This window comes from Hoeflea sp. IMCC20628, assembly GCF_001011155.1.
GTDB lineage: Bacteria > Pseudomonadota > Alphaproteobacteria > Rhizobiales > Rhizobiaceae > Hoeflea.
Genome location: NZ_CP011479.1, coordinates 3,131,886 through 3,150,398, shown reverse-complemented (window position 1 = coordinate 3,150,398; position 18,513 = coordinate 3,131,886). Strand labels below are relative to the sequence as shown.

Sequence of the window (18,513 nt, the reverse complement as noted above, 5' to 3'; positions counted from 1 at the left end):
TCCGCCCGGACCATGATGGGCTTGATGCTTGACGGTCGGGACAATACATGAGAGCCAAGCGAAAGGCCAAAAAACATGAGCGATTCCAAACAATCTGAAGGCTTGCTGGCGACAGCTGAGCGATTAATCGAGCGCGCTCGCGCCGCAGGCGCCGATCAGGCGGACGCAGTGGTGGTCCGCCGCCGGTCACGGTCTGCTTCCGTGCGCAACGGCCAGGTGGAAAACACCGAATCGTCCGAATCGGATGATTTCAGTCTCCGGGTTTTCGTTGGCCAGAAAGTCGCAACTGTCCAAGCCGGGCAGGGCGCAGACGAGGAGGCTCTTGCTACTCGTGCTGTCGCCATGGCGCGTGTGTCGCCTGAAGACCCCTATGCCTGCCTTGCTGACGCTGACAGGCTCGCCAAAACCTGGCCTGATCTGGATCTGTTTGATCCCACAGAGCCTCCGGCCGAATCCCTGGTGGAAGCTGCAATTGCCGCTGAAGCCGCCGCCCTAGGTGTGTCTGGGGTGGCTAGTTCCATTGGTGCCGGTGCGGGAACAGGGCTCTTCGGCATGGTGCTGGCCACTTCGCATGGCTTTTCGGGCGCCTTTGAGAGGTCCGGGTTCTCGACGTCGGTCAGCGTGATCGCTGGCGAAGGCGTCAAGATGGAACGCGATTACGATTTTGACAGCCGTGTTTTCCTGGCCGATCTCGACGACGCCGCAACCATCGGCCGGCGCGCTGGGGAACGAACGGTTGCCAAGGTCAACCCGCGCAAGGTCAAGACCGCATCCAATGTGACCGTGGTTTTTGATCCGCGGGTGGCACGCGGCTTTATCGGGCATCTTGTGTCGGCCATCAACGGTGCGTCAGTTGCACGGAAAACCAGTTTTCTCCGTGACATGATGGGCAAGCAGGTGGCGATAAAGGGACTGACTCTTGTCGATGATCCCTTCGTTCTCCGTGGATCGGGTTCCCGTCCCTTTGATGGCGAAGGCGTTTCGGAAGGCCCCTTGACCATGGTCGAGGATGGCGTGCTGCAGCAGTGGTATCTGACGACGTCGGTTGCGCGTGAATTGGGCTTGAAAAGCAACGGCCGTGCTGGCCGGGGCGGACCGTCATCAAGCAATGTCATCGTCAATCCGGGTCCTCAGTCCGCGAAGGAACTTATTGCGTCTGTCGGCAATGGTTTTTACGTCACCGAACTGATCGGACAGGGCGTCAACGCCATCACCGGCGAATACAGCCGTGGCGCTTCGGGCTTCTGGATCGAGAATGGTGAACTGACATTTGCAGTGTCGGAAGTCACCATAGCGTCCAATCTCAAGGACATGTTCAAGCGCATGGTTCTGGCCAATGACATTGATCCCAAATATTCGGTGGCGGCGCCGACCATTGCGGTGGAAGGTATGACGCTTGCAGGCGACTAGGGAACATGCCGACGACCTGGCCCTGATGCTCGCAGCGTCGCGTCTGGCGGCGGATATCGCCATGTCCCATTTCCGCAAGGATCCGGAGGTCTGGTACAAGAACGAGGGCCGCTCACCGGTCAGCGAAGCCGACATTGCCATCGACCTGTTGCTTCGCAAAATGCTGATTGATGCCAGACCGGACTATGGCTGGCTTTCCGAGGAGGCTGTGGATACCGAGGAGCGGCTCTCGCACCGGCGCGTTTTCATCATCGATCCGATCGACGGCACCCGCGCCTATGTTTCCGGCCGGCCCGACTGGTGTGTCAGCATCGGACTTGTCGAGGATGGAATACCGGTCGCCGGCGTGCTCGCGGCACCGGCGCGCGGCGAAGTCTGGCGTGCTCACCTGGGCGGCGGCGCATTCCTCAATGGGGTTCAACTCGCAGCAAATGATACAGGCCTGTCGCAGGCCCCTTTGCGTATTGCGGTTCCCGACGTGGTCGCCAAGGAAATTTATCCTGGTGCAGAGGAAAGTCTGGAAAAAGTCGCTGGGGGGCCCTCCCTGGCGCTTCGTGTGGCTGCGGTGGCGCAAGGCGGCCTTGACGGGCTTTTCATTCGTCCGCGATCCAGTGAATGGGATCTGGCCGCTGCCGATGTCATGCTGGCTGAAACCGGTCATGTTCTTGTCGACAGGGATGGCGCGCGCATGGTCTACAATGCACCAGATCCATCGCGCGGTCTGCTGGTTGCTGCGTCGTTTGAACAGACACCGGGTCTGCTGGGCTTGTTGAAGCCTGCAAACGGGCATTGACCTTTCTTGGGAATTGCCGCAAACCGCGCTTTGATAGGCAGCACCGTTTATTCGTGGAGTGACACCATGGCCGATGGCGAAAAGAAGCAACTTTTACATCTTGTATTTGGCGGCGAACTCAAGGATCTCGAGTCCATGGACTTCAGGGATCTGGATGCGCTCGACATCGTCGGGATATTCCCCAACTATGCCAAAGCTCTCGATGCTTGGAAGTCCAAGGCGCAAATGACCGTGGACAACGCCCATATGCGGTATTTCATCGTGCATATGCATCGGATGCTTGATCCGCATGACGATAGCAAAACCGCGTCTTAGGGCTCGGACGAAAGACAAGATGACCAAACCGGACGCTGAGGCAGCGCCTAGGCTTCATAAGCTTAGCGAGAAGATGAACCGGCGTCGTCTGGGCAAGAAACTGTTGCAGTCCGAATGGGTTCAGCGCGCTGGATCGGCTTTGATCCACTGGACGCTGGGTGCGATCTGGCGGAGCAACCGCGACAACAAGACCTCCACCGATTGGGAAGCTTTGATTGAGGGTGAATGGCCGGCGATCTTCGCGCTTTGGCATGGCCAGCATCTGCTGGTTCCCTATGCTGCGCCACGTGACCGGAAATTCACCTCGCTGGTATCGCGCAGCGCTGACGCAGAGATCAATGCGCGGGTGCTCACGCGCGCCGGGATAGAGGTGATCCGTGGTTCGGGCGGACGCGAGACGCGTATGGTAACCGAAAAAGGCGGCGTCAAGGCTCTCTTCGGCATGCGTGACGCGCTCCGGAACGGAGTCAATGTCGTCATGATTGCCGATATTTCCAAGGGCGAGGCACGTCTGGCCGGCGAGGGAATTATCGCGTTGGCACGAATTTCGGGACGGCCGATTGTTCCGGTGGCATTGGCAACAAGCCGCCGTCATGTGCTTGAAAAAACCTGGGACAAGACCACCATCAATTTGCCTTTCGGCACCCGTAGCGTTCGGCTTGCTCCACCCATTTTCGTTCCCGCCAAGGCCGGAAAAGAAGAACTGGCTGAGAAACGCATGCAGGTAACCGCTGAACTCAATCGCATCACCGAAGAAGCGATGCGCGCCGTCGAGGCCAATTCATGAGCCGCGGCTGGGCACGCGCGGCGCTGGTCGGCTACCGCTGGTTCGGTGCCGGCCTGTATCCCCTGCTTGGACCTTATCTTGCCATCCGCGCAGCCAAGGGCAAGGAAGAGCGAACCCGCCGCAAGGAGCGGTACGGCCGCTCCGACATCGAAAGGCCCGTTGGACCGCTTGTCTGGTTTCACGCCGCCAGTGTCGGCGAAACCTCGGCGGTTATTCCCTTGATCAAGGAAGTGCGGCGGCGCGGCATCTCGGTGGTCTTGACCACCGGAACCGTGACCTCGGCAGGCCTGGCGCGCGAGCGGCTTGGTGATACCGTCATTCACCAGTATGTGCCGCTTGATCTGAAGCCTGCTGTTTCGCGATTCCTCGATCATTGGCTGCCTGATCTGGCAATCATTGCAGAGTCCGAAATCTGGCCGATGACCATCCTTGAACTGGGTGTGCGAAGAACGCCGCAGGTGCTGGTCAACGGCCGTTTGTCGGATCGATCTTTTGCACGCTGGAGCAAACGGCCCAGTCTCGCCGACGCCCTGTTTGAAAACCTTTCCCACGTCATTGCCCAGTCGGACCTCGATGCGGAGCGCTTTCTGGCGCTGGGAGCAAGACCGGTCAGTGTATCAGGCAACCTCAAGGTGGATACGACTGCGCCGCCATGGGACGTTGATGAATTGGCCAGGCTCACGGCGCAAATAGGCAATCGGCCCACATGGGCGGCAATTTCAACATTTGAGGGAGAGGACGAGATCGTCGCGGCGGTTCATCGTGCGCTCAAACCGCGTCACAAACAGCTGACCATTCTTGTTCCCCGGCACCCTGATCGCGCCGACGCCATCGAAGCCATGCTGGTGGCACGGGGGCTGACAGTTGTCCGCCGGTCGCGCGGAGACACGATCGAGGCTTCGACCGATGTGTTTCTTGGCGATACGATCGGCGAGATGGGACTGTATCTGAACTTGACCGAGGTTGCCTTTGTCGGAAAGTCTCTCAAGGGCGGAGGCGGCCAGAATCCTCTTGAACCCGCCATGCTCGGTTGTTCGGTGCTGTCGGGCAGCAATGTGGAAAATTTCCGGGAAAGTTATGCCAAGCTGATCAAGAATGGTGGCGCACGGTTTGTTCGCGACGGCGAAATGCTGGCCAAGGGTGTGCATTTTCTGTTGTCCAATCCGCAGGCGCGCCAGACCATGGCTGAGGGCGGCGAGAAAACCCTGCGCGACATGCGCGGCGCGCTCAAGGCCACTATTCGTGCGCTTGAGCCTTACATAAACCCTTTAACCGTCAAAGCCCGGCTCTTGCCGCGCGAAAACGAGAATGCGGAGAACCGGGCGGGCGGCCAATGGTAAGTGAAGCTCCTCCATTCTGGTGGGAACCTGCCGGTGTCCAGTCCGCGCTGTTGTCGCCTTTCGGCTGGGTTTATGGCCGTGTGGCGCGCCGCATCATGGATCACCGTGAGCGCAAGGCCGTCCCTGTGCCGGTCATCTGTGTTGGCAATTTCACGGTTGGCGGATCGGGCAAGACGCCAACTGCGTTGGCACTGGCCGACACAGCGATTGCACGCGGGTTCAAGCCTGGATTTCTATCGCGGGGATATGGCGGCGGAGTGCGCCACGCAACAGTCGTTGATCCGGCCAGGGACACTGCACGGCTTGTCGGGGACGAACCGATGCTGCTCGCTGCCAAGGCAATGACGGTGGTGTCGGCCAATCGGGTGGAAGGCGCCGAGCTGCTGGTTGAAAGCGGCGCGGACCTGATCATCATGGATGACGGCTTTCAAAGCGCCAGGCTGGTTTTCGATCAGGCTTTGCTGGTGGTGGACGCGCGCCGCGGAGTCGGCAATGGTTGCGTGTTTCCCGCCGGCCCTGTTCGCGCACCGATCATTGATCAGGTGCGTCATGCTAATGCGTTGATTGTCGTGGGTGAGGGGAAGGGCGCTGATGCGATGATCCGGCTCGCGGCTCGTGCAGCCAAGCCGATCCATCTGGCCCGTCTCCAGCCGCGAAATGCGGCTCAATTCTTAAACCGGAATTGTCTTGCCTTCGCCGCCATCGGCGATCCTGAAAAATTCTTTGCAACGCTTGAACAGGCGCATGTCCTATTGGCGCGATGTCAGGGCTTTCCCGACCATCATCCTTTCACCGATGATGAGATCAATGATCTTCTCTCGGAATCCGAGTTGTATGGTCTCGATCTGATCACCACGGAAAAGGACCATGTCCGCCTGCAAGCGGGCCATGGGCGGGCGCTCGATCTCATCAAAAAGACCGCCGTTCTGAAAATTGATATGATCTTCGACAGTCCGGAGGTTCCTGACGCAATCATTGATGCGGCAGTCGTTGCATTCAAACGGCGTCGCACCAGCGCCTGAAGCGGTTACGCCCGGCTTGGCAGCAACCCGGCGCGCTGGTCTGCGGTCACGGATGCATGGACGTCAACATAGGCTTCCTGTCGCGCCACACTCCAGTATTTCAGCTCCTCGATCGGAATGATTTCGCCGGTGACAGCGCACACCACGTGGTTGCCCGGCATGAGGATCTGAAAATCTCCATCGAGATAACGAACTTTCGCCGGTCGATCACCGGGGCCTTCAAAACGGTTCATGCCAGACTGCTCCCGTTTGGTTCAACATAGACGCAGACCGCTGTATGCGGCCTCGTCATCTGAAATGCAAGATTGCGCCTTTCACGTCTTGAACCACATGATCGTCAGCGGCGAGAAAACAGTTTTTCGATATCGGCGAGCTTCAATTCAATGTAGGTCGGGCGGCCGTGATTGCATTGCCCTGAACCGGGCGTGCGCTCCATTTCTCGCAACAGCGCGTTCATTTCCTCAGGCATCAGCCGTCGTCCAGATCGCACCGATCCATGGCAGGCCATCGTCGAAGCTACGGCTTCCAACCGATCGCGCAACCCGTCAGCACTGTTCCATTCGGCGATTTCATCGGCCAGGTCCCGCACCAATCCAGCAACATCTGTTTCCCCCAGCATCGACGGCGTTTCGCGCACGGCAATTGCTCCTGGTCCAAATCGTTCGAGAACCAGACCGAATTCCGCCAGATCCGCAGCGCGGTCGGCCAGGCGGTCGCAATCGTCTTCAGGCAGGTCGACAATCTCAGGCAGCAGCAGGATCTGCGACGGCACATTCCCTGCCTGAAGCGCTTTCTTGAACCGCTCGAAGACCAGTCGTTCATGTGCTGCGTGCTGGTCAACCAGCACCAGCCCGTCGAGGGTTTGGGCGACAATATAATTCTCGTGAATTTGTGTCCGCGCAGCACCCAGCGGATGGCCAATGGCGGATTGGTCGCTCTCCAGATCACCTGGACGCGCCGAGGGCATGGCCGCGCCGACGATGTCAGATTGGTCCTGTTCGCCAAACCCCCGCCCGGGAGCATCCAACGGCCGGGAGGGGGAATGGTCCATCTGCCACCCGGCACTGGCGGACGGACGGGCTGATCCGCCAAAACGGTTCTGATTCCAGGGAGTCTGCGTTTGGATTGTCGCGCTTGGTTCGGTCGATCGGAAGGCCTGTGCCAGGCTGACACTGGCCGACGGGGAGGCGCGATCGCCTTCTGCGGTCAACGCCTGCCGGATAGCACCGATAATGAGGCCTCTGACCAGACCCGGATCCCTGAACCTGACATCGGCCTTTGCCGGATGCACGTTGACATCCACCAGCGCGGGATCAAGCGTGATCCACAGCACCGCGACCGGATAGCGCCCGCGCGGCAATGTGTCGGAATAGGCGGCACGAATGGCTGTCAGGATCTGCTTGTCCTGAACCGGGCGTCCATTGACGAAGGCATATTGCGACAGCGAGTTGGCCTTGTTCCAGGTTGGCAGTCCAACATGGCCGGACAGGCCAACCTCCTCGCGCACGGCGTCAACTGCGATCGTGTTGGCCGCAAACTCCGTGCCAAGCACCTGGGCGATGCGGGCCAGCCGGTCTTCGCCTGTTGCGGGCAGGTCGAGTGTCGAGCGGTCCGGTCCAGACAGGGTGAACCGCACGGACGGAAAGGCGATGGCGATACGTCGCACAACTTCGGTGATCGCCGCTGTTTCCGCCCGATCGGATTTGAGAAATTTCAACCGTGCAGGTGTTGCGAAAAACAAATCCCGCACTTCCACAGTCGTTCCCTGATTGGCGGCTGCTGGTTTGAGTGGTGTCGGAACGCCGCCCGCCAGCGAGACTTCATTGGCGTGCGGTGCGTCCTTTGGACGGGATCTGAGTGTCAGCCGCGCAACCGAACCGATCGACGGCAGTGCTTCGCCCCGAAATCCGAGCGTGCGAATGTCGTCAAGCCGCTGGTCAAGCTTCGAGGTGCAATGGCGGCGCACGGCGAGCGCGAGATCGTCGGCGTCCATGCCAAGGCCATCGTCGACAACCCGCACAAGCGCCTTGCCGCCGACCGCCGTGGCAATTTCAACCCTGTGCGCGCCGGCGTCGATAGCGTTTTCGACAAGCTCCTTCACAACGCTCGCGGGCCGCTCGATGACTTCACCGGCGGCGATCTGGTTGATCAGGGTCTCTGGCAGTTGATGAATGCGCATAGGGCCATGTTGAGGGATTCGCCGTGCAACGCAATGATTGACGGCGTTGCGGACTGGAAAAACCTGTTTCCAGTCGTCTGTGCTGGTTCCTGCGGGCAGGCACACCACATTCCACCAAGGAATTTTTGGTTGTCGTGGTTAAATATGGATTAACCCTCCAATGCGATAGTCGGGCGACGTTATCTGGGTGCTTGTTCGAAGGGAAACGTGTTTCGAAACCGGCTGGGTCAGTCAAAAAAATGAGTATCCCGGCCACCTGTTCCTGCATCGGATAGAAGTGACATGGCATTGAGCGAAAGCGGACATCAACAACGCTCCTGCGAAGCCAAAACCATCGAGGGACTGGCCCTGGCCCTCGATATCGGCATCCTGATTTATGATCGAAACGATACGCTGACCGCCGCAAGCTCTCAGGTTCGGCGGTTTTTTGATGTTCCTCCTGAAGTCCTCGCACCCGGTGCCCGGCTTCGGGATCTTTTCAGCGCCACCTATGATGTCGGTGCCGGGGTTCTCGGTTCATCGAACGGCAAGCCCCGCAATATTTCCCGTGAAGACTGGATTGCCGAACGGATCGCGGTTCATTGGCGCGAACGCTATGAAAGTATCGAAAAGCTCGTTGATGGGCGTTGGGTCCGGCTGTGCAAACGTCGGATGTCCGATGGCGTCCTGATCAGCACAATTGCCGATGTCACCAATCACAAGCACCAGGAGGCGGAGCTTTCGCGGATACGGCACCAAGCCGAACTCGCCCAGCACATTCTGGATAACCTCGCCAACCCTGTGATGGTCAAGGATTCCCAGCTGCGTTACGTTGTCGTCAATGATGCCTTTTGCCGGATTCCCGGGTTGCACCCCAAGCAGGTCCTGGGCCGGACCGCAGGCGAACTGGTGGAGCCCGAACTCGCGGCCCGATTTGAGAGAATCGAAGGCGAGGTGCTTGAGACCGGAGTGCCTTATGAAGTCGTCGAGGACATTTACCGTGCTGATGGCTCCGTTATGCACGCCATCACCCGCGTGCGCCGTTCAGGCACGCCCGGGAATTACTACGTCACGATTTCATTCGATGATGTCAGCGCCTTTGTGGAAAGTGGAATGTTCCAACCAAAGTCCATATCAAGGTATGACAAGGATATGCCTGCGACAGCCAGGTCACCGCATAAGCAGGTTTCGTCTGCTTCGCAATCTGGTCCAACGGAACGGGTACTGGTACTCGACGAAAATCGCCATCGGTCAGCGATCCGCGTGGCGGAATTGAAGTCGGCAGGCTCCGACGCGGTGGCTATTGCCAATGCGGAAGAAATCGTCGCTTTCCTCGACGCGGTCAGGTCCGCCAATCTCGACATCAGTGATGTGGAAATATCAACGGGGATGGCGATAAAGCTGTCAGGCATGGCGTTCTCCGCTCGTCACAGCTTGCTCAAACATGCGGTCGAACGAAGGATCGCAGAAGGAACCACACGGCCAACGGTTTCAGCCGAACAGCCCAAGCTTGCTGTCGAAGTTGCCGATCCGGTTGCGACCCTGGAACCAGCACAACAAGCAGCCGAAGGCTTGACCGGGTCCGACAAGCATAAGGGCGTCAGCCCGCCAAGGGGACGCACCCGGGTGCTCGTTGCGGAGGACAATGACGTCAATCAGATAGTTTTCGAGCAAATTCTTGAAGCAATCGGAGTGGATTTTCGCATCGTGACCAATGGTCACGAAGCCGTCGCCGCCTGGGAGGCTGCGGTGCCCGATCTTATTCTGATGGATATTTCCATGCCGGGAATGAACGGATTGCAGGCCACACAGGCTATTCGCGACGCTGAATCGGTCGGAAACAAGCCTGGCGCTCATGTTCCCATCATTGCGGTAACTGCTCACGCCATGAATGGTGACAAAGAGCGCTGTTTCGCCGCTGGAATGGACGACTATTTGTCCAAACCGGTGAGCCCGGAGAAATTGGAATCTGTCATCGAGAAATGGCTTGGCAATTCCGAAACGGTTTTGGCTGTGGGTTGAGTAACGGCTGGCTTTAAAACCACCATTGGTTTCTCACCTGTCCTACAATAGGACAATATTAAGATATCTGCGGCATCTTCGGGGCACTATCATACGGGCGGAACAGCTTTTTTTGATGACCTCAGAAACTGAAAACATCGATATGGTGCAAACCAATCCAAAAGCGATTGCTTACACAGACCCTTTGACTGGTCTGGGTAATCGCCGCCGCCTTATGGACAAGATCCGCAAATTGGCCGCCGAACGTGCTGACGATCCGGCTCCATTTACCATCGGCATTGCCAATATCGACGGTTTCAAGCCGATCAACGATCTTTTCGGCCACGCAGCCGGGGATGAGATACTTTGCCAGGTGGCGCACAGATTACGCGCCTGCTTGCCGGATGGCGGCTTTGTTGCCCGCATCGAAAGCGACGAATTTGCATTTGTACTGCCGCTGGTATTCGAGAAAAAGGGTGCTGAAAAAATAGGCCGGATGTTCAAGGACGTGTTGTCAGCCCCCTATGATCTTGGCGACAGGAATGTGCGGCTTTCCGCGTCCTTCGGGTTTGCTGTCTATCCCTTCGCCGGTGAGCAATTCGCCGAGTTGCTCAAAAGCGCTGATACGGCGCTGTATAGATCAAAACGCCGCGGTCGCGGACAGATCACCGTCTATTCCGAGGAAATCGCCGAAGAAATGCGCCGCGGTACGCAGGTCGAACAGGCCCTGCGCAGAGCCATCATCGCCGACGAAGTGGCGGTCCACTTCCAGCCGATCGTCAACCTGGCTGATGGGGCTATTCAGGGATTTGAAGCCTTGGCGCGTTGGACGGATAAGGAATTGGGTTTCATTTCTCCTGCCGTCTTCATTCCGCTGGCCGAGGAACGCGGCTTCATCGATTCGCTGACCGAGACCTTGCTCAAGAAAGCTGCGGAAACAGCCAAGCATTGGCCGGCAGACCTGTTCCTGTCATTCAACCTTTCCTCCGCGCAATTGGTTGATCCGGCAACGGCTTTCAATGTCCTGGCAGTTATCAATCGTGTCGGCCTTGATCCTCGCCGCCTCGAGCTGGAAATCACCGAAACCGCGATGATGACCGACCCGGAAGTTGCCGCCAAGGTTGTCAGCGAGTTGCGCAGTGTCGGCATCCGGGTTTCGCTGGACGATTTCGGCACCGGCCAGTCAAGTCTGGGACGTTTGCGCGATTTCGCTTTCAACAAGGTCAAGATCGACCAGAGTTTTGTCAGCGAAATCACCATAGACAAATCAGCCGAGCATATTGTGCGTGCCATCCTGGCGATGTGCGAAGGGCTCAATCTCAAGGTTATCGCGGAAGGCATCGAAACCGAAGAGCAGGCAGCCAAACTCAGGGAGCTTGGGTGCAAGACCGGGCAGGGCTGGCTCTATGGCAAGGCCGTCGACGCGGCCGCTGCCATGGCTCTCATCGAAGCCCAGGAATTGGCCAACGGAAATCCGGCCAATCCCTTCGGTGTCAATCGCTGATCTCGCGTCCTTCCTTTGTCAGCCAATCCAGAACCATTTCGGCCTGCGGCGACAACGGCCGTGCTTTTGGCCAGATCACATGAAACGCAGCCCCGGTTTCCAGCCTGTGGTCCGTGACCTTTTGCAACAGCCCGGACTTGACCAGCCGTTCGGTCAAATGCCGCCAGCTTAGTGCTACGCCTTGGCCTTCCATCACAGCCTGAATCACCAGCACGTAGTCATTGATTGCGAGCCCGCGGTTCGCCATGATTCCGTTGACGCCGGCGCTCAGGAACCATTGCCGCCAGTCACACGCACTGCGAATCGGTTCCTCGAGATGGATCAGTCTGTGTTGCGTGAGGTGGGCGACGCTCTCGGGTACACCGTGCTTCTCTAGATAGGCGGCGCTGGCCACGGCTTCAATCACTTCAGGCGCGATCAGCGCGCTGTCATAGTCAGGCCAATCCTCCGGGCGGCCGCCACGCACGCCCAGTTCTATGGACTCGTTGTGGATGTCGAGATCCCGGTCGGCTGTCTGGATTCGCAGATCAACATCAGGCAATTCGTCACGCAGCCGGTGCAGCCTTGGCAGCATCCAGAGGGAGGCGAAAGCTGTCGATGCAGCCAGCGTGACGCTGTTTGAGCGGCCACGGGACCTAATATCCTCGGCAGATTTGCGAATGTGGCTCAAGCCAAGCGTGACATCGGCGTGAAACCGCCGGCCAGCTTCGGTCAGCGACACCGCACGATGCGCACGATGAAAAAGCGCTGCGCCAAGTTGGGTTTCCAGAGACCGAATCGCGTAACTGACTGCGGCCTGTGTCATCCCCAGTTCATACCCGGCCTTGGTGAAGCTTAGCTGCCGTCCGGCGGCTTCAAAAACGATCAGATTGCCTGCCGAGGGCAGGAGGTGGCGGAGATTTCCCATAAGCTCACCTTATCCAATGCAATGGAATTTTCCAGCATTACATCGCCTGGGGATCCTCCTAGACTTCCACGTCGGAGGATTGGCCATGGACACTGCAGATTTCGCCGAACCAAAGGTTTCACAGGGACGTAAACGGGAAAGGGCTGGCGGGCGCGATGGCCGCCGCGCGGGACAGGGGGCGGAGCCACCGCACCGAACGGCGCCCTATATCATCCGCAACATTCCGACTTACGATATCCTCGGAGAGGAAAACCTCCTCAAGATCGAGGTCACAGCCGACCGGATCTTGGCCGAGGTTGGAATTGAGTTCCGCGATGACGCTGTGGCGTTGCAGCACTGGAAACGGGCAGGAGCCGATGTTGATGGCCTTCTGGTAAAGTTCGAGCCCGGAATGCTGCGCGAAATTCTGAAATCCGCGCCGTCCAGCTTTACCCAGCATGCGCGCAATCCCGCAAACAGTGTCGAAATTGGCGGCAAAAGCGTTGTGTTTGCTCCGGCTTACGGTTCGCCTTTCGTGATGGATCTCGACAAGGGGCGCCGTTACGGCACGATCGAGGATTTTCGCAACTTCATCAAGCTGGCCCAATCCAGCCCCTGGCTGCACCATTCCGGTGGCACCATTTGCGAGCCGGTCGATGTGCCGGTCAACAAGCGCCATCTCGACATGGTCTATTCGCATCTCAAATACTCCGATCGGGCCTTCATGGGCTCGGTGACGGCGGAAAGCCGTGCCGAGGAATCCATCGAAATGGCGCGGATCGTCTTTGGCCGCGATTTCGTCGACCAAAACTGCGTCATACTCGGCAATGTCAACGTCAACTCGCCACTGGTCTGGGATGGCACCATGACCAATGTGCTGCGCACTTATGCCCGAGCCAACCAGGCGGCAATCATCGTGCCTTTCATCCTTGGCGGCGCCATGGGACCGGTGACAAATGCCGGCGCCATTGCGCAATCGCTGGCTGAAACCATGGCCGGCTGTGCGCTGACCCAGCTGGAACGCAAGGGCGCGCCAGTGATCTTCGGCAACTTCCTGTCGTCGATGTCATTGCGGACAGGCTCACCGACCTTTGGAACGCCGGAGCCTGCCATCGGCTCGATGGTGATTGGACAATTGGCGCGACGACTCAATCTGCCGCTTAGATGCGCCGGCAACTTCTCCAATTCGAAACTGCCGGACGCCCAGGCAATGAACGAAGGCACCATGTCGATGCTGTCGGCTGTGCATTCAGGAGCCAATTTCATTCTCCATTCGGCAGGGTTCCTCGATGGGTTGTTGTCTATGTCCTACGAGAAATTCATCATGGACGCGGATTTCTGCGGCGCGCTGCACTCCTATCTTGCCGGTGTCGTGGTTGACGACAACTCGCTCGCCCTGGATGCGTTTCGTGAAGTCGGCGTCGGCAAGCATTTTCTCGGCTGCGCCCACACAATGGAGAACTACCAGACAGCATTTTGGGATTCCGGGGTCGCCGACAATGAACCATTCGAGAAATGGGAAATAGCCGGACAGACCGATGCAGCGACACGCGCCAACCTGCGCTGGAAGCAGATGCTGGCAGATTATCAGCCGCCGCAGATGGATGAAGCGACTGACGAGGCGTTGGTGGAATTTGTCGACCAGACCAAAGCCAAATTGGCCGACGCATGGTATTGAGAATCCGTACCTTAAAAACGGAGTCATCCGATGCTGAAGCATCTTGTCTTTTTGTCTGCGCTTGCGCTTTCCTCAACGCCTGCCTTTGCCGGTACTCCGTCCGACGCAGTCAGATATTTCTATGATCATCTTGGTGCGGAATCCGAGTTTGAAAACCGCGGCCGGTTCACTGGCCCGGCACTCGATTTCCTCAATGCTGCAGACGCTGCCTGGATCCGCGATGAAACCAACTGCATCGAATTCGGTTTCGCGATCGACGCCCAGGATTTCGATGAGGCGGAAATCGCCAGAACCCTTAAACTGGATGAGACGGTCGATGGCGACACTGCCCATGTGGTCGCGCAATTCAACAATTTCGGTCTGTCCACCGTGGTGGAATGGATGCTTTCACAAAGTGCTGCGGGATGGCAGGTTAGTGACATTGCCTCCGACACCAACGACTGGCGTGTCTCGGCCATGAGCTGCAAATGAACTGACAACGATCCGGGGACGGCTTTTGCCATTTCCGGATAACCCAAATCCCAGGAGCCGCCACCGATGGTGCAAGTCAATGATCCGCTGCTGCAGCCCTATCAGCTCAAACATCTGACGCTGAAAAATCGCATCATGACCACCAGCCACGAACCGGCCTATCCCGAAGACGGCATGCCCAAGGATCGCTACCGCGCCTATCATGTCGAGCGCGCCAAGGCCGGCATCGCCATGACCATGACGGCTGGTTCTGCGGCTGTATCGAAAGACAGCCCGCCGGTGTTCAACAATGTGCTCGCCTACAAGGACGAGGTTGTCGGCTGGATGAAGCAACTCACCGACGAATGCCACGACCATGGCTGCGCAGTGATGATCCAGCTGACCCATCTCGGCCGTCGCACCCATTGGAACAAGGGCGACTGGTTGCCGGCCATCTCACCCAGCCACCGCCGTGAACCCTCCCACCGCGCCTTCCCCAAGAAGATGGAAGACTGGGACATCGCCCGGGTGATCGCCGATTATGCCGATGCTGCCGAGCGCATGGCCGCAGCCGGCCTAGATGGTGTCGAGCTCGAATGCTACGGCCATTTGATGGACCAGTTCATGTCGCCACTGACCAATGAACTGGACGGCCCCTATGGAGGGAGCCTTGAAAACCGCGCCCGCTTTGCGCTCGATGTGGTTGCCGCAATCAAGGCGCGGGTCGGCGACAAGCTGCTGGTCGGCGTTCGCTATACCGCCGACGAGACCGCCAAAGGCGGCATCAGCGAAGACGAAGGCGTTGCCATCGGCCACCTGTTCAAAGCTTCGGGCCATGTGGACTTTCTCAATGTCATCCGTGGCCAGATCCACACCGATCCGGCGATGACCGATGTGATCCCGGTGCAGGGGATGAAATCGGCGCCGCATCTCGATTTCGCCGGACGCATTCGCGCCGAGGTCGGCATGCCGACCTTCCATGCCGCCCGAATTCCGGATGTGGCCACTGCACGTCATGCCATCGCCGATGGCAAGCTCGACATGGTCGGCATGACCCGCGCCCACATGGCGGACCCCCATTTGGTCAGAAAGATCATGGAAGGCCGCGAGCACGACATCCGACCCTGCGTTGGCGCCACCTATTGTCTTGACCGGATCTACCAGGCCGGGGACGCGCTCTGCATCCACAACCCGGCTACCGGTCGCGAACTGACAATGCCGCACACAATTGAGCCGGCGGTTACGAAAAAGCGGGTGGTGATCATCGGGGCAGGGCCTGCGGGCTTGGAAGCGGCTCGTGTTGCCGCTGAACGCGGACATCAGGTCACAGTGTTTGAGGCGCAGCCTGATCCGGGCGGCCAGATCCGCCTCACCGCTCAAAATAAGCGCCGCAAGGAGATGATCGGCATCATCGAGTGGCGCATGGCGCAATGCGCAGCGCGTGACGTCGAGTTCCGCTTCAATACCTGGGCTGAAGTCGAAGATGTGATAGCTGAAGAGCCTGACGTGGTGATCATCGCCACCGGCGGTCTGCCGCACACCGAGGTGCTGGAATCGGGCAACGAGTTGGTGGTTTCAAGCTGGGATCTGATCTCGGGTGACGTGAAGCCGGGCAAGTCAGTTCTGGTCTATGATGACGCCGGCGATCATGCCGGACTGCAGGCCGCGGAAGTGGCGGCCATGGACGGAGCTGCGGTCGAGATCATGACGCCGGACCGCAGCTTTGCACCGGATGTCATGGCGATGAACCTGGTGCCCTATATGCGTTCGCTGCAGGACAAGGATGTAACCTTCACCGTCACCTACCGGCTGACCTCGGTCGAACGCGATGGCAACCGCCTCAAAGCCACCATCGGCAGCGATTACATGCCGCTCGCCAAGGAACAGCACTTCGATCAGATCGTCATCAATCACGGCACATTGCCGCTTGATAATCTCTATTTTGACCTGAAGCCGCACTCGAGTAATCTTGGTCAGGTCGATTACGAGGCATTTATTGCCGGTAACCCGCAAACATTGAACGGTGGTCCGGCATCCGCTGCGGAGGAGTCAGGCTCTAACGGTTTCCAGCTGTTCCGCATCGGCGATGCGGTGGCGGCGAGAAATACCCACGCGGCAATCTATGACGCGCTGAGGCTTATGAAGGATATCTAGAATCTGGTGGTTCGGTCGCGGGGTAATCAATACCCCGCGAATTGAAGCGGCGCTACGGCGACGCCCGAAGGCTCGAGCACGAGCTTGCCCAGCAACGGTTCGTTGGTCCAACCAAGCTGGGACAGGTCAAAAGAAGATGCACCGTAATTGAACGCGAAGATGTGGTTCCCGTGTCGGCGCAGGCGGACGCCATCATTCAATTTGTTGGTGAGCAGGCCAGCGCCATTGGCCAGCTTCTGCAGGATGTCATGCATCAGAGGCTGATCGGGCCAGCCGCCGAGATAGTGCAGGTTGCCTTGTTTGACCAAGGCCGGGATGCCGTCATCGGCACTGAAAATGGTTTTCGCACCGCTTCCGGTCTCAATAAATTCCCGCCAGAACTGAAGCATTCCGTCTTCGGTCACTTGCACCGGTGTATCCGCCCGCAAAGTCTCGATGCGGGTGACGCGCATATCGAGGATGTCGCGCGGCAGGGCCGGTGGCAGGCCATCTGGAATGGCAAAGTCAACGGTTTTCGAGCCCGACCGCGGGCCTATCAGCAGAGCCCCTTCATACGCACGGAGCGCCGCAATCAGCTCCGCAGACCAGCTGAATAGGCCGGGTATGACAACGAGAGGGTATCCGGCAAACTGCGGCGCACTGGCCGGGACGATATCCACGGAAAGTCCCAGCTTTCGTAGGGATCTGTAGAAATCGAACACCAGCCGGAAGTAGTCAAACTCACGGCCCTGCGGCTGGATCTCCCACGCCCAGCCGGAGGGATAGTCAAAGACGATTGCCACATCGGCCTTGCCGGGCTGCACATCGAGCACAGCATCCAGGGCCCCGAGATCCGCTGCCACCTGTGCCGCCTCGTCATACCCCTCAGCCTCGCTCGAATCCGGCCTCAGTAGGCCGGCATGCATCTGCTCCTGCGCAAACGGTGCCTGCCGCCAGCGGAAATAACTCACGGTTTCCGCACCGTGCGCGAAAGCCTCCCAGCTCCACAGCCGCACCATGCCGTCGCGCGGGGCGGGGTTGTGCGGCGCCCAGTTCACTGGCCCGGGCTGCTGCTCCATCACCCACCAGCGGCCCTTCGAGGTGGCGCGGTAGAGATCATGATGGAAGGCCTGAAAATCCGGATCGCCTGCACGGGCGAATGTCTGCTTCCACGCATCACCCTGATCGGACCGGTCTTCCAGAAATCCGAGCGGATAGGAATCCCAGCTGGAAATGTCGAGATCCGCGCCGACGGCGAAATGATCGAAAGCCAGTGTCCGGCCCATGAAGTTGTGGATCACATCCCGGCCCGGCGAATGCGTCCGGATGATATCGGCCTGCGCCTTGTTGAAGCGCACCACCATATCTGACGCATACCGCCGGAAATCCATCACATGGGCCGGATTGGCCTCGGTGACGGTCAGGTTGGGCAGGTCGATTTCGCCAAAGTCCGACAACTCCATCGACCAGAACACATTGCCCCAGGCGCGGTTGAGCGCATTCGGGGATTGGTATTTCTGCTGCAGCCAAGCTTGGAATCCGGCGCGGGCAGCAGGCGAATAGGACAGCGTGGTGTTGTGGCAATCATACTCATTGTCGGTCTGCCAGGCGGCCACGCCCGGATGCGCGCCAAATGCCTTGGCCAGTGCCAGCGTGATCCGCTTGCATTCTTCAAGATAGCCGTCATGGGAAAAATCATAATGACGGCGTGAGCCGAATTTCCGCACCAGCCCGTCAGCGCCAACCGGCAGCATGTCGGGCATTTCATCCACCAGCCATTTCGGTGGCGTCGCCGTCGGCGTTCCCAGAACTACCTTCAAACCTGCCGCATGCAGCGTGTTGATGGAACGCTCCAGCCAGTCGAAATCATAGGCGCCGCGTTTAGGCTCAAGCCGCGACCAGGCGAATTCACCGATGCGCACGAAAGTCAGGCCGAGCGCCGCCATGCGCGCTGCGTCTTCAGCCCACTGTGTTTCGGGCCAATGTTCAGGGTAATAGCAAACACCAAGTGTGCGTTGCATCGCGGCACTCTCTTC

General features: G+C 58.7%; 15 protein-coding genes. 11 read left to right on the top strand and 4 right to left on the bottom strand.

Going from position 1 to position 18,513, the window contains the following annotated elements; all coding sequences use genetic code 11:
• The first annotated feature begins 75 nt into the window (after positions 1-75).
• The 6 genes from IMCC20628_RS14905 (at position 76) to lpxK (ending at position 5,667) form a co-directional block, all read left to right on the top strand.
• Complete coding sequence (locus tag IMCC20628_RS14905; protein WP_047030877.1) at positions 76-1,410, top strand: TldD/PmbA family protein; 1,335 nt, start codon at positions 76-78, stop codon at positions 1,408-1,410.
• Positions 1,397-2,203 carry a 3'(2'),5'-bisphosphate nucleotidase CysQ gene (locus IMCC20628_RS14900; RefSeq protein ID WP_052766442.1) on the top strand — a complete coding sequence of 269 codons (807 nt, stop codon included), beginning with the start codon at positions 1,397-1,399 and terminating at the stop codon, positions 2,201-2,203. The genes IMCC20628_RS14905 and IMCC20628_RS14900 overlap by 14 nt, the downstream gene beginning before the upstream one ends.
• A 66-nt stretch (positions 2,204-2,269) precedes the next feature.
• A complete protein-coding gene (locus tag IMCC20628_RS14895; RefSeq protein WP_047030875.1) occupies positions 2,270-2,518 on the top strand; it encodes a DUF4170 domain-containing protein in 249 nt (82 codons plus the stop codon).
• Between the two features lie 73 nt (positions 2,519-2,591).
• Entirely contained in the window at positions 2,592-3,305 is a 714-nt protein-coding gene (locus IMCC20628_RS14890) for a lysophospholipid acyltransferase family protein (RefSeq protein ID WP_245307786.1), read from the top strand.
• A complete protein-coding gene (waaA, locus tag IMCC20628_RS14885) occupies positions 3,302-4,645 on the top strand; it encodes a lipid IV(A) 3-deoxy-D-manno-octulosonic acid transferase (RefSeq protein WP_047030873.1) in 1,344 nt (447 codons plus the stop codon). Before IMCC20628_RS14890 ends, waaA begins: the two co-directional genes overlap by 4 nt.
• Complete coding sequence (gene lpxK / locus IMCC20628_RS14880; protein ID WP_047030872.1) at positions 4,639-5,667, top strand: tetraacyldisaccharide 4'-kinase; 1,029 nt, start codon at positions 4,639-4,641, stop codon at positions 5,665-5,667. Before waaA ends, lpxK begins: the two co-directional genes overlap by 7 nt.
• 5 nt (positions 5,668-5,672) lie before the next feature.
• Here lpxK and IMCC20628_RS14875 read toward each other — a convergent pair whose 3' ends face one another.
• A complete protein-coding gene (locus IMCC20628_RS14875; RefSeq protein WP_047030871.1) occupies positions 5,673-5,900 on the bottom strand; it encodes a DUF2093 domain-containing protein in 228 nt (75 codons plus the stop codon).
• Between the two features lie 104 nt (positions 5,901-6,004).
• On the bottom strand, positions 6,005-7,846 hold the full coding sequence (gene mutL, locus IMCC20628_RS14870; RefSeq protein ID WP_047030870.1) for a DNA mismatch repair endonuclease MutL: 1,842 nt from the start codon (positions 7,844-7,846) through the stop codon (positions 6,005-6,007).
• A gap of 282 nt (positions 7,847-8,128) precedes the next feature.
• Between mutL and IMCC20628_RS14865 the strand changes: the two genes are divergently transcribed.
• Both IMCC20628_RS14865 and IMCC20628_RS14860 read left to right on the top strand, forming a co-directional pair.
• Positions 8,129-9,847: a response regulator gene (locus IMCC20628_RS14865; RefSeq protein WP_047030869.1), complete on the top strand. Its 1,719-nt coding sequence runs from the start codon at positions 8,129-8,131 to the stop codon at positions 9,845-9,847.
• Positions 9,848-9,962: 115 nt separating this feature from the next.
• Positions 9,963-11,330 (top strand): EAL domain-containing protein, encoded by a 1,368-nt coding sequence (locus IMCC20628_RS14860; RefSeq protein ID WP_047030868.1) that lies wholly within the window; start codon positions 9,963-9,965, stop codon positions 11,328-11,330.
• Here IMCC20628_RS14860 and IMCC20628_RS14855 read toward each other — a convergent pair.
• Positions 11,320-12,237, bottom strand: coding sequence for a LysR substrate-binding domain-containing protein (locus IMCC20628_RS14855; protein WP_047030867.1), 918 nt, complete (start codon positions 12,235-12,237; stop codon positions 11,320-11,322). The two genes, IMCC20628_RS14860 and IMCC20628_RS14855, sit on opposite strands and share 11 nt — an antisense overlap.
• 85 nt (positions 12,238-12,322) lie before the next feature.
• Here IMCC20628_RS14855 and IMCC20628_RS14850 point away from each other — a divergent pair, with 85 nt between their 5' ends.
• The 3 genes from IMCC20628_RS14850 to IMCC20628_RS14840 all read left to right on the top strand — a co-directional run bounded on the left by IMCC20628_RS14850 (position 12,323) and on the right by IMCC20628_RS14840 (position 16,498).
• Positions 12,323-13,894, top strand: coding sequence for a trimethylamine methyltransferase family protein (locus IMCC20628_RS14850; RefSeq protein WP_047030866.1), 1,572 nt, complete (start codon positions 12,323-12,325; stop codon positions 13,892-13,894).
• 30 nt (positions 13,895-13,924) lie between these two features.
• Entirely contained in the window at positions 13,925-14,365 is a 441-nt protein-coding gene (locus IMCC20628_RS14845; protein ID WP_052766441.1) for a hypothetical protein, read from the top strand.
• 66 nt (positions 14,366-14,431) lie between these two features.
• Positions 14,432-16,498 carry an NADH:flavin oxidoreductase gene (locus IMCC20628_RS14840; protein ID WP_047030865.1) on the top strand — a complete coding sequence of 689 codons (2,067 nt, stop codon included), beginning with the start codon at positions 14,432-14,434 and terminating at the stop codon, positions 16,496-16,498.
• A 26-nt stretch (positions 16,499-16,524) separates the two neighbouring features.
• On the opposite strand, the gene IMCC20628_RS14835 is transcribed toward IMCC20628_RS14840, so the two are convergent.
• Positions 16,525-18,498 carry a beta-galactosidase gene (locus IMCC20628_RS14835; protein WP_047030864.1) on the bottom strand — a complete coding sequence of 658 codons (1,974 nt, stop codon included), beginning with the start codon at positions 18,496-18,498 and terminating at the stop codon, positions 16,525-16,527.
• Positions 18,499-18,513: the final 15 nt, after the last annotated feature.